This window comes from Pseudomonas sp. GW821-FHT02H06 (assembly GCF_059421525.1).
This window is the reverse complement of the sequence record NZ_JBWKVD010000003.1, coordinates 199,863-211,776: the sequence shown is the minus strand read 5'-3', so window position 1 is coordinate 211,776 and position 11,914 is coordinate 199,863. Positions and strand designations below refer to the sequence as shown.

The window sequence follows — 11,914 nt, the reverse complement described above, 5'->3', positions numbered from 1 at the left end:
AGTGTCCATACTGGAGCGGTTTATTTTTGCCCTAAGGCGGCATATGTCCTCGGCTCAGCGGATCCTTTTTACATTCGGAGGCAGCTCGGTGCTTCTAAGGCTGTTTAATTCTAGGGTCAGCTCCAAGATTTTCGCGTCTGCCTCCACTAAGCGTGAAGCCACCGCATCTCGCTGTTTAGTGACATCGTTGAGCTGTTCTTTGTAGGTGCGGTTCTTCTTCCTCTCTCTTCGCATGGATTGCCGTTCTGAGAGTGCAGTAGGCGCACTTCTTTGCGATATCCAATGTTGGATTTCAGCGACGAGGGAAGGAAAACGAGCTTTCTTTAGAGCCGTTGGATCAAGCCCGGCCTCCTTCGCTACATTGTTCTGGCTCACGGTACTCCCTTTGGGCAGGACCACCGTAGTTTCCGTCTTAAGTCTTTCGAAAGCCTCTCTGAAAGCCTGCTCTGCGCGCCCCATGTTTACTCTCCGATGGTCTGAAGAACATTGTTTACGGCTCTTTCCTGCATTTTTAGCGAGGAATAATATGGTGAGTCGATAGGTGCATCTTCTAAACGATCAAGTATGATTTCACGCAACTCTATAAGCTGTGGTCTTCGCTCTTGATCGTAGAGTGCGTCTGTGCAAGGTCCCTTCCCGTCACCTCCAGCGCAATGCACAAGTGTGTCTGCACCCCCATACTCGCACATTCCTCGCTTCGCACAGCCGCCCGCTAGGGTTTCGTGCCAATGGACCTGACCTGTAGCTGCTGCACGGGCAAGCTTTTTCGCATCGACAGATGTAACTATATTCAGTATCTGAGCCTTACGACTCTCACCATACGGGCTGATGTAGCGATCACTGAACAACCGGGATATTTCTTTTCCAAGCACTTCGTACATAGTTTTGACATAGGTAGTATAAGCCGCATCGTTGAGTTTTATCCGGGAATAACCGCGCCCGTAGTAAAGACTCATCGCTCTGGACGTATGTTTGAGCTGGAATTGGAGCGATGCATCCGACACTAGGGATGAGGCTTGCATATTCACAGCTCCAGTCCTTCGGAGCTGATGCCACGCAAACGGCCATGGTTTTCCGACCTGGACATCGTCTGATAGTGTTGGAGTTAACAGGCGAGCATATTCTAGATCATGCTCAGTTACCACTAGTTCGGCAGGATCCAATAGATACTTATAACTCTTCAAAATTCCACTATAGCTGGGGTAGGAGGGTCGCACAGAGAAGTCTTCATCTAGACCATGCCCCCTGGCCCAAGGCTCATATTGTCGGATGTTGAACCACGGATCATTTAATTGGTTTTCTGGGACTCTTCCGCCGATTGCGTTTATGGCCGTGCTTATGCGCAGTCTGACAACGTGCGTCATCACATTTACAGCGATTTCCGCTGAATGAGATGTTACCCACCTAGCATCCGCGTCATGCATCTTTTTAGTAGTAATGCCGCCCAGCGTATAGATTTTACCAAACTGAGGGTCGTTTTCTACCATTAGGCAATTTGTACGAAGTTTCCAAACCTCGTCCACTCGCATTAACGATATATTGAGCATGTACGCATTCCCAACTTTGGTGGCTAGCGACATGAAACTACCCAACGTGGAGATTTTAAGATTACGATCAGTTGCATTCGGGCCCAGTATCCACTTCTTCAAAGCCTTATCAATGCCATGCTTCTTCGCATACAGTGAAAAGTGGCCAAAAACCTTTCCGAAGCTACGTTCTTCAAATATGCCTAGCCTAGAATCTTTGGCTGGGATTTGGAACATATTATCGCCAAATTTTGCTTTGTAGAGCGCCATGCATTCATTGTAGCAAGCTGCAATCCCATTTTTACACTGCATGAAATCATCAAGAAATTCCCGTAATCGACGGATTTGGTATAACCAGATTCTGGGTGGAATATATGCGGTTTGAGAGCCCTCATGCTTGGTAATTGCCGAACTCAATCGTCGCAATGCCTCTCTATCCAAGATTACGTGCCCAAATTCGCGCCTGTGTTCAAATAGACTGTGAAAAAGAATGAGGGCAGGTTCGGCGTGGGACGATGAGAAACAGTTCGAGACTTCATCTAATAGTTCAGGTTTGTCGTGAAGCTTTGTGGGATCTACACCTCTTGACGAGCAAAGCTTTAACAGCGGAGTTATATGAGTGAATCTGGATTTCAGGGTGCCTGCATTCGTAACCGCTCTTGGTCCCCAGAGCCACCAAGCGCATATCAGTTTGGCGATGCTGGAGCATTCATCAGAGAGCGTAGTAAAGTCTAAACGGAGCCTACGCGCAGCCCAGACATCTAAGATCCAGATTGAATCGCCGAACCTTGAAATGACCTTGCCAATTTGGTCGATCACAACCGGGAATTCTTGAGTTGGAGGCCAGGTAGGTGGTTTGTAATTTTCAGCTTTTGACGTTACATACGGCAACTCTATGCCTAGGGCAAGACGATTCAAGCTGTTGATACTCACAGACGGAACTCCATAAGTTTGATAAAACCATCCCATTTAGGGTGAAACTTTCCTTCCTCGACTCTGGTAGCTGATTCACTAAGCCAAGGCTTAAAGATTTCTATCTTGGAAAATGCTTCAAGTTTTTCCGTTATGACGTCAACTACGGCTTTTGCAGGGTGGTCCCCCTTTTCGTCGGCCGGCGGTCTGTGGATAGCCAGTTCCACAGACTTAAGGTAGCGATAGCTGTACAAAGACCAAACATGATCCAATTCAGCAATATCACGTTGGTGCTGGCAAAATAGGCACCCGGCTGGATTTATGCAGTCCGGCCGAGGCATACCCTTCGGCATAGGCTTAATCAGGATCGGCTGCGGAGTCACGCAGAGTCCCGGACCTGGCGATGAAAGTGCTGCTTCCTGAGCCTGATGAAAACGGGATATTTCCGAAAGAGCAGCCTGATGATTGGGCTTCTCATACATCATAAGCAATGTGGCTTCAGCGTGCTGCGCCATTTCAGCCGTAAGACTAGGATCCCTAGTCTTTCGCAACAGCCAGTTCACCTTTGATAATCGCAGCATCCGTGGCGGAATATATTCTATGTCTAATTTCGTTAGAATTTTCCGTACTGCGCCAAATGTTGGGCCGTTACCGATGGTCCTGGTGTTATGAGACTTCAGTGGGAACAAGAGCGGATCGTCTGGAAATAGCTGGTTCCTCCATTTCAAATAGCTTTCGAAATGCTGACGATACTCACTATATATGTCAAAAGTCACGGTTCCACCGCGCCTGCCCTTGAATAGGTTTGACACCCTATAACCACTATTAGTGCTCTGGTATGTGACCTTGCTATTTTCAAGATCTAGTGCCTGTGTAAGATTTATTTGTGTCTGCGCGATAAAAATAAGAATTTCAGCTTCGATTCTCAAATTCATGATTGAGTGGCGGCTTTTCCAACTGCGGTCGTCCATGCGCAGTTGTCTTCGCAAAAGTGGCTTTCCGTCTAGGGCTGATAGCCCATTCCACTTGAGGTTTTCGGACGGAATTAAGCCGCACCAATGGTCAAGTGCTCTTCCGCCGGCTGAGATCTTTATTGGCAACTCGCCTTGGATTTTCTCAATAGTCAGTGAATTGCAAATATCATGCAAGACACCGCCCATCTTAAACAACTTTTCGAAATTGACTTTATCGCTATCTCTTTTCCAATCTCTCGGTTTTGTTCTTTTTCGCAGACGGGTAAGTGAAATTATGGTGCTACTTCTGTGGAAGGCGCTGTCGATCACACTCCCAACCCTTACACACCTACTAAATGCAGATTGGGCAGCAGTTGGATTTCCTCTTGAGTTATCAAACTGCCAATCGCACCAGTCAAGGAACGCCTGTTCCGCGCTTTTCATATCCATAGGAATGCTGTTAGCGTCGGCCCATCCGAAAAATGACCTTATATTTTGATAGGTTCCTTTGACCGTCGCTGGGCTTCTTCCTAAAGTGATCTCGCCCTGAAGGGCCTCGTACAATCTAACACACAGCTCAGCACGAGAGGCATCAGGCTCTGTAGATGTTTTGTCGCCGATGATGCTGGTAGCGAATGATATTTTGATTGAACTGAGCCCGACATAATATAGCGAGTTGAAGCTCCATGGCGTTTCTCTGTTGCCATATTCTATTTGCTTAAAAGTCAGATCAGGAAGATGTGTGTTCATTATTCGTGTTACACGACAGATGCGGCATTGAAGAAAGATCGTGTGAATTCGTTGGCTAATGCGATTTTTATAGGGTTTTTCTCAATGAACTTTATGTATTTTATTGCCGTGCTTTCATCCTTATGAAGCAAGGCATCCTTTACAATTGCAATTGCGTGAATTGCTCCTCCAGCCTGTACTGCCAATCTAGCGAGTTCAGTCGCAAATGTGCATCTTGTTTGGTGAAACTTAAATCTATGAAGTGCAGCTACACCGTGCTTAGCGCCATGCTTGCGGAGATCACCCATTGCAACATTGATAGCAGGAGAGCTATCCCCACCCCTGCTTCCGTAAGGATTGCCGTGTTTGGTGAGGAAGACTACCGACTTGTTACGTGTCTCTGCCTTAGCTTCCCGAATTAGTCTGGGAGTGCTATAGCAGTACACGAGTAGTTCGCTCAATAGCTGTCTCGTGATCCAAACATGTCCTGTAACCCCTTTTTTGGTTGGAACCGCAGGCTTAGCACCTGGTCCTAACGCTATACGAAAAAGATCCTCTGACGCTGGGTCTTGCACAGCATTTTCAAGAGTTTCAACGCGTAATCCAGAGATTGACTGGATTCTCATTCCGGTGAAGAATCCGATCATAATGATGAGATAAATTTCGTAGGGACTATGATTGAAAGCCAGCTCTAGGATTTTGTCTCGATCTTTATTGGAAACTGGATAAAGGCCATCCTCTAGACCTTCCGGATGATTCTTTCTGTTGGGTATAGAGAGATTGGTTGATGAAACAGTAAGGGTTCGCTCAAGCCCGAACGCGTTATTCACCCTAATGCTTACAAACTTATCTTTCCACATTGGCCAGCTCGGGGATATTAGGCCCTGTGCTCGCAACCATCGGTAGAATTGAATTACTACTTGCATGCGGTGAGAACATGTGGAGTTCGACTTCGTTCCCGATCTTAAGTGGCGCTTTAAGTGTCCCCTAAATTTTACCAAGCATCTGTCGCTTTCGATGGCGGGGAAGTCCCACCAGTTAGTATCAGTCTTCTCAAGCCATTTACAATATTCGAGAAGAGCGTATGCCTTGGATTTGATCGTCTCAATTGGCTTATTCCCAGCGGTGGCCTCTAACATAAGCCACAGGTTTGCTTCTCTCCAGGGTTCACCGTTAGACCAAAAAAGCTGGGGAAGATCAGGTATCGGCTGCCTGTTTTTCACTAGCTCCCAGCTAATTTCACCATCGCTGATGCTCGCCCTTGTCGGTGTGAAATGGACAGATTCTTTTATGCTCAACTCTATTCCCCACGCAGTGAGTTCCGGCAGATAGAACGCCATGTCCATAGGGTGCATCGTCTACTGTGGTATGTCCATGCCACGTACTTACCTGTGTCCGCCGTCTTTGGGCAAATCGGCAGGGGCCAGATTCAGGGTGATCCGCCGCGCCGGGAATTCCAGCCGACAGTTGAGGATCGCACTGCGCACCCGATCCTTACTCTCCTTGACCGCGCCCTCCGGCAGACCCACCAGCGTCAGGCTCGGCAGCCCGTTGGCGAGATGGGTTTCGACGGTCACGGCAGGGGCTTCAACACCAACTTGGGCACGGCTCAGAACGATCGCGAGGGACATGGCTTTCCTTGTAGGCAGCACCGCTTCCTGCGGCGAGCTGAAGGATAGTCATTGGCCCGGCGTGTGGGCGGGGCATGTTTTTCGGGGTGTGTATCGAAGGGCAGGGGCACGGGAGGATACGTCGATGGCCACGTTGGAGGCGATCAAGGCCCAGGTTCAGCGCATTGCGCACTGCGCCTGAGCACCCGCAGGGTTAAACGCTCAACCCTGTGGCTCAGCCCCTGACGCTTTCGGCTGCGTCGCCAACTGCGCTTCCATCTCCGCCATCTTCGCTTCCAGTGCCTCAAGTCGGGCGCGGGTGCGGGCGAGGACGATCATCTGGCTGTCGAATTCTTCCCGGCTGACCAGGTCCAGCTTGCTGAAGCCGCTCTGCAGCAGCGCCTTGAACTGGGTTTCGAATTCGCTGCGTGGAACCGGTGTTTCGCCGTTGAATAGGCGGGAAGCGTGGCCGCTCAGGGCGTCGAGAAAAGCTTTGGGGGCGAGCATGATGAAACTCCAGAATCAGAGGGCGCGAGTGTAGCACGCAGCTTTTGACCTTCCGCCGGACGCGATGCGCTGCACGCTTTTCGCGCATGGCCCCGGGCACGTGCGCACCGTTGTTGTGCGGTGATCGCAATCGACGACTACGCTAAGGCGTGAATTAACAGTCGAAGGGCCGAAATTCATGCCGATTCATGAGATGGCAAGCTTTCTGCTTAGTGGCTTGTAACCCATGCACTGATGCAGTCGCTGTGACGAATGCAGTGCGGCAGGCGGAGCGGGGAATGTTTCGTCAGAAGCGGTTTTCTGGAGTTGGTCAGGTCTGTTACGGACACGACGCGTTACAAAGCCAGACACTGCGCTTAGACTTGAGTCGGGTTTGTTTTCCTGGGGCAAGTCCACCAATTCGGGAGAAAGTTTCATGAAGCTAGTCACTGCCATCATCAAGCCGTTCAAGCTGGACGACGTACGCGAGTCGCTGTCCGAAATCGGCGTGCAGGGCATCACGGTCACTGAAGTCAAAGGCTTCGGACGTCAGAAAGGCCACACCGAGCTGTATCGCGGTGCGGAGTATGTAGTCGACTTCCTCCCCAAGGTGAAGATCGATGTTGCGATCGACGACAAGGATCTGGACCGCGTTATCGAAGCGATAACCAAAGCGGCCAACACCGGCAAGATCGGTGACGGCAAGATCTTCGTGGTCAATCTGGAACAGGCCATCCGCATCCGTACCGGCGAAACCGATACCGACGCAATCTAAGCCGCCAAACCCCAACGCCCCAGGAGAAAACAATATGACTCTGCGTCAATTCGCAGGGCTAGGAGCCCTGTTGTCCCTCGTAACCCCTGGCTTGGCCATGGCGGCAGACGAAGTGGCAGCCCCCGTACTCAATTCCGGCGACACCGCGTGGATGCTGACCTCCACCGCGCTGGTGCTGTTCATGACCATCCCCGGTCTGGCGCTGTTCTACGGCGGCATGGTCCGCTCGAAAAACATTCTTTCCGTGATGATGCAGTGCTTCGCCATTACCGGCCTGATCAGCATCCTGTGGGTCGTCTACGGCTACAGCATGGCGTTCGACACCACCGGGATGGAAGTCAACGTCGTCAACTTCAACTCCTTCGTCGGCGGTCTTTCGAAGGCGTTCCTGGCAGGCATTACCCCTGCAAGCATCACTGGCCCTGCGGCACTGTTCCCGGAAGCCGTCTTCGTGACCTTCCAGATGACCTTCGCCATCATCACCCCGGCCCTGATCGTCGGCGCGTTCGCAGAACGCATGAAGTTCTCCGCGATGCTGATCTTCATGGGGATCTGGTTCACCCTGGTTTATGCGCCGATTGCGCACATGGTCTGGAGCGGCGTCGGTGGTCTGTTGTGGGACTGGGGCGTTCTCGACTTCGCGGGCGGCACCGTTGTTCACATCAACGCCGGTGTGGCTGGCCTGGTAGCGTGCCTGGTGCTCGGCAAGCGTAAAGGTTTCCCGACCACTCCGATGGCGCCGCACAACCTGGGTTACACCCTGGTCGGCGCGGCCATGCTCTGGGTGGGCTGGTTCGGTTTCAACGCAGGTTCCGCGGCTGCGGCCAACGGCACTGCCGGTATGGCCATGCTGGTTACTCAGATCGCCACTGCTGCTGCAGCGCTGGGCTGGATGTTCGCCGAATGGCTGACTCACGGTAAACCAAGCGCTCTGGGCATCGCTTCGGGTGTGGTTGCCGGTCTGGTTGCAGTCACTCCGGCCGCCGGTACTGTCGGCCCGATGGGCGGCCTGATCATTGGTCTGGCGGCAGGCGTGGTCTGCTTCTTCTGCGCCACCAGCCTGAAACGCAAAATGGGCTACGACGACTCCCTGGATGCCTTCGGCGTTCACGGTATCGGCGGTATCCTTGGCGCGATCCTGACCGGCGTGTTTGCAGCCCCTTCGCTGGGCGGCTTCGGCACCGTGACCGACATCGCCGCACAAGTCTGGATTCAATGCAAAGGCGTCGGCTTCACGGTCATCTACACCGCGATCGTGACCTTCATCATCCTCAAGGTACTCGACATGGTCATGGGCCTGCGTGTCACCGAGGAAGAAGAAGCGGTCGGCCTGGATCTGGCGCAACACAACGAACGTGGCTACAACTTGTAATCCACGCGTGAAAAAATGCCCGGGTCTCCGGGCATTTTTTTGTCTGAGGTTTGTCGATAGGGATGTCCGCACAGCGGGTGGGCGTTCCCGGCAGGAACATCCGCTGCAATGTTCGGCCTAACCTGACGATTCTCGATGCTTGAGAGGGCATAAATGCCCTTGTTCAGCGCTCCTGAAAATCGTCGCTCATTACGCACTTTGTTTTTTTTTCCAGCGCGTTAGAATGCGCGCCGAAGGGCGGAGAACGGTATGTGGCAACAGACCTTGGTCACGCTGCGGGCAAGGCCTCGTGGTTTCCATCTGGTGACTGACGAGATCGTCGCGGGCCTTCGCGAATTACGCGAATGCCGCATCGGCCTGCTGCATGTCTGGTTGCAACACACCTCGGCCTCGTTGACCGTCAACGAGAACGCCGACCCTGCGGTACGTCGCGATTTCGAGCGTTTCTTCAACCGTCTGGTGCCTCAGGGGCGCGACGGCTACGAGCATGACGACGAAGGGCCCGATGATCTGCCGGCGCACTTCAAAGCCAGTCTGCTTGGCTGCCAGCTTACATTGCCGGTTACAAATGGACGGCTGGCGTTGGGCACATGGCAAGGTATTTATCTGGGCGAGCACCGCGATGCAGGCGGTGCCCGTAAAGTCCTCGTCACGCTTCAGGGTGAGGGGCACGACCGCTGAACGTATGCGGTAGTTGAATTTTTCCGGCTGTCCAAGAAATCAAGCCCGGCTGGGCTATAACTAATCTGCTTTCGCAAGTCATGAGGTAGAACATGAGCGACGACGACATCGAAGAAGGTCTGGAAGACGATCTGGAAGAAGGGGAGGACGGTGAGGGGCTTGCAGCGGCGTCCGATGAAGATGTAGTGGAAGTCGACGACAGCGCTGAAGTCTCGGCGACTCCGGCCAAAGGCAAGGCCAAGGCCGCCGTCTCGGTTGATGAATTGCCGAGCGTGGAAGCCAAGAACAAGGAGCGTGATGCTCTGGCTCGCGCGATGGAAGAATTCCTCGCTCGTGGTGGCAAGGTCGTGGAAGTGGAGGCCAACGTGGTCGCCGATCCGCCCAAGAAGCCTGACAACAAGTACGGCAGCCGTCCCATCTAAGGGACCTGCTGCGCGCTTGATGAAAAACCCGCTGTCGCTGCGGGTTTTTTATTGCCTGCGATTCGAGTTGCAGACGCAAAGGCCGGCGTTCACGCAGCGGGAAGCGCAGATCAAGCCCAGCGCGCCAGCACCTCGGGCAATTGCGTCAGGCTGTTGATTACGGCATCCGGCGCTTTTTCAGCCTCCCAGACCTTGCCGCCGGGGTTGTACCAGATCGCCCGCAGGCCGGCTTGTTGGGCGCCGGCGATGTCGTCACCCGGGTGATCGCCGACATGCACGGCCTGACTGGCATCGGCATTGCCGCGTTTCAGCGCCTCGACGAAGGGCGCAGGGTCCGGTTTGCCAATGCCCAGGTCCTCGGCGCATAGCGCGAAGGCGAAATAATCGGCCAGGCCCAGACGGCGGACGTCGGCATTGCCGTTGGTCACGACACCCAGCGTGTAAGACTTGGTCAGGATCTCAAGCGTCGGCACCACTTCAGGGAAGATGTCCAGCTGGTGCCGCCCCTGAAGGAACACTTCAAAGCTCTGGTCCGCCAGCTCATGGGCTTCGGCGTGACCATACCCCGCATCCTCCAGCGCATGAAACAGCACCTTGCGGCGCAGCGCACTGATCCGGTGCTTGAACGTCGGATCCGCTTCGATGAGTCGCGAGCGGATTTCCCACAGATGCTCGACCGGGACCGGCCCGAGTTTTGGCGCGTTGGCAGCCAGCCACTCGCGCAGCTTGGCTTCAGCGCTGACAATCGCTGGTGCGGTTTCCCACAGCGTGTCGTCCAGGTCGAAGGTGATCAGCTTAATGCTCATTGTCGGCGTTACCTTTGCGCTTGGCCCGTGGATGGGCACTGTCGTACACCGTGGCCAGATGCTGGAAATCCAGATGGGTGTAGATCTGAGTGGTGGCGATGTCGGCGTGACCCAGCAGTTCCTGCACGGCGCGCAGGTCCTGGGACGACTCCAGCAAGTGACTGGCAAATGAATGGCGCAGCATGTGCGGGTGCAGGTTCTGGCCCAACTCACGTTCGCCGGCAGCCTTGACCCGCAGCTGGATCGAGCGCGGCCCCAAACGGCGGCCTTGCTGGCTGACAAACACGGCATCGTCCTTAGGATTGGCCAGCGCTCGTTGCTTGAGCCATTCCTCCAGTGCTTCCCGTGCCTTTCTGCCAACCGGTAAAACGCGGCTTTTGCTGCCTTTGCCGAGGACCTGCACAAGACCGTCCGCCAGATCCAGGTCTTCGCAGTTCAACCCGGTCAGTTCGGACAGCCGCAGGCCTGACGAGTAGAACAGTTCGAGAATCGCCTGATCACGCCGGGCCAGAAAATCGTCCTCGACGCCGCCTTCAAGCAGTTGCAGGGCGCGGTCGGCATCCAGGGTTTTGGGCAAGCGACGCTCGCCCTTGGGCGGTGACAGGCCATTGGCCGGATCGTGATCGCAAAGGTCTTCGCGGTTGAGGTAGTGATAAAAGCCGCGCACGGCTGACAGCAGTCTGGCCAGGCTGCGCGAGGATTGACCCTGCTGGTGAAGGCGAGCGACAAGGCTGCGCATGGCCTGAATATCCAGCGCTTTCCAGCTGTCGATGTGCTGCTTTTCGCAGAACGCCAGGACCTTGTTCAGGTCGCGACGATAGGCTTCAAGCGTATGGCTCGACACCTGGCGCTCACTGCGCAGGTGCGTGCAGTAGGCGTCCAGTTGCCGCTCCATGACTAGCGAACCGAACGCAGCGAGTTGGTGAAGCGTGGCAGCAGGCGGCTGAGCACGTCGGCGATGTAGCTGAGAAACAGCGTCCCGACCGAGCTTTTGTAATGCTGCGGATCACGGCTGCCGATGGCCAGAACGCCGTGCAGGCCCTGGTGGCTGAGGGCAGCCAGGGCGGTTGAGCCCACTTCCTTGCTTTGCTCGCTGCCGAACAGGAACTCGAGTTCATGCTCACGCAGCGCGCCACACAGGGTCTTGCCGCCGGACATCAGCCCGCCGATGGCTTTCTGCGCGTCAGCGGCGCTCACCCAGCGGCCGACGGTCATCGGGTTGTCGCTGAACAGGATAAGGCTGACGAAGGGCACCTGAAATTCCTGGCGCAAGCTGTCTTCCACGCAGATGACGATCTCTTCCAGACTGGTCGCGTCCATCAGATCAAGATTCAGCCGGCGGGTTTTTTCGAACAGCCGGTCGTTGTCTCGCGCCACGTCCATCAGCTGCGACAACCGGTGACGCATCTCGATGTTGCGCTCGCGCAGCAGCTTGAGCTGGCGCTCGACCAGCGAGACGGTGTCGCCCCGTTGGTGCGGGACGCGCATCATCGCCAGCAGTTCGTCGTGCTCGGCGAAGAAATCAGGGTGTTGTTGCAGCCAGGCCGCGACTGCCTCGGCTTCAAGGGCAGGCACTGCGGTCTCGGCAGGGGGCTGGCCGGGCGTGTCGTTTGAAGTCTGAGGCTGGTCGGTCATCGGATAC

The 11,914-nt window shown here is 54.4% G+C and carries 12 protein-coding genes and 1 pseudogene; 4 read left to right on the top strand and 9 right to left on the bottom strand.

All coding sequences use genetic code 11. From position 1 onward, the window contains the following. Positions 1–54: 54 nt before the first annotated feature. The 6 genes and pseudogenes from AC07VF_RS06985 to AC07VF_RS06960 form a co-directional block, all read right to left on the bottom strand. Positions 55–375: a hypothetical protein gene (locus AC07VF_RS06985; protein ID WP_495008370.1), complete on the bottom strand. Its 321-nt coding sequence runs from the start codon at positions 373–375 to the stop codon at positions 55–57. Between the two features lie 86 nt (positions 376–461). Further along, positions 462–2,459 (bottom strand): hypothetical protein, encoded by a 1,998-nt coding sequence (locus AC07VF_RS06980; protein WP_495008371.1) that lies wholly within the window; start codon positions 2,457–2,459, stop codon positions 462–464. After that, positions 2,456–4,141 (bottom strand): hypothetical protein, encoded by a 1,686-nt coding sequence (locus AC07VF_RS06975; protein WP_495008372.1) that lies wholly within the window; start codon positions 4,139–4,141, stop codon positions 2,456–2,458. The genes AC07VF_RS06980 and AC07VF_RS06975 overlap by 4 nt, the downstream gene beginning before the upstream one ends. 8 nt (positions 4,142–4,149) lie before the next feature. Then, entirely contained in the window at positions 4,150–5,466 is a 1,317-nt protein-coding gene (locus AC07VF_RS06970; RefSeq protein WP_495008373.1) for a site-specific integrase, read from the bottom strand. A gap of 48 nt (positions 5,467–5,514) precedes the next feature. Continuing rightward, positions 5,515–5,751, bottom strand: a pseudogene (locus tag AC07VF_RS06965) (magnesium chelatase domain-containing protein); the annotation flags it as partial. Between the two features lie 201 nt (positions 5,752–5,952). Beyond that, the gene (locus AC07VF_RS06960; protein ID WP_192171412.1) at positions 5,953–6,237 is read right to left on the bottom strand and encodes an accessory factor UbiK family protein; all 285 of its coding nucleotides are present in this window, start codon (positions 6,235–6,237) and stop codon (positions 5,953–5,955) included. Between the two features lie 415 nt (positions 6,238–6,652). Between AC07VF_RS06960 and glnK the strand changes: the two genes are divergently transcribed. The 4 genes from glnK (at position 6,653) to AC07VF_RS06940 (ending at position 9,466) form a co-directional block, all read left to right on the top strand. Next, complete coding sequence (glnK, locus tag AC07VF_RS06955; protein ID WP_002555808.1) at positions 6,653–6,991, top strand: P-II family nitrogen regulator; 339 nt, start codon at positions 6,653–6,655, stop codon at positions 6,989–6,991. 34 nt (positions 6,992–7,025) lie between these two features. Next, positions 7,026–8,363 (top strand): ammonium transporter, encoded by a 1,338-nt coding sequence (locus AC07VF_RS06950; RefSeq protein ID WP_346627428.1) that lies wholly within the window; start codon positions 7,026–7,028, stop codon positions 8,361–8,363. Positions 8,364–8,612: 249 nt separating this feature from the next. Continuing rightward, a complete protein-coding gene (locus tag AC07VF_RS06945) occupies positions 8,613–9,044 on the top strand; it encodes a secondary thiamine-phosphate synthase enzyme YjbQ (RefSeq protein ID WP_346627429.1) in 432 nt (143 codons plus the stop codon). A gap of 92 nt (positions 9,045–9,136) precedes the next feature. Beyond that, the gene (locus tag AC07VF_RS06940; protein ID WP_192171409.1) at positions 9,137–9,466 is read left to right on the top strand and encodes a hypothetical protein; all 330 of its coding nucleotides are present in this window, start codon (positions 9,137–9,139) and stop codon (positions 9,464–9,466) included. 110 nt (positions 9,467–9,576) lie between these two features. Here AC07VF_RS06940 and AC07VF_RS06935 read toward each other — a convergent pair whose 3' ends face one another. The 3 genes from AC07VF_RS06935 to AC07VF_RS06925 are packed head-to-tail and all read right to left on the bottom strand — an operon-like array spanning position 9,577 to position 11,907. Then, complete coding sequence (locus tag AC07VF_RS06935) at positions 9,577–10,272, bottom strand: HAD family hydrolase (protein WP_423571936.1); 696 nt, start codon at positions 10,270–10,272, stop codon at positions 9,577–9,579. Continuing rightward, entirely contained in the window at positions 10,262–11,167 is a 906-nt protein-coding gene (xerC, locus tag AC07VF_RS06930; protein WP_282365894.1) for a tyrosine recombinase XerC, read from the bottom strand. Before xerC ends, AC07VF_RS06935 begins: the two co-directional genes overlap by 11 nt. A 2-nt stretch (positions 11,168–11,169) precedes the next feature. Further along, positions 11,170–11,907 (bottom strand): DUF484 family protein, encoded by a 738-nt coding sequence (locus AC07VF_RS06925; protein WP_495008374.1) that lies wholly within the window; start codon positions 11,905–11,907, stop codon positions 11,170–11,172. Positions 11,908–11,914: the final 7 nt, after the last annotated feature.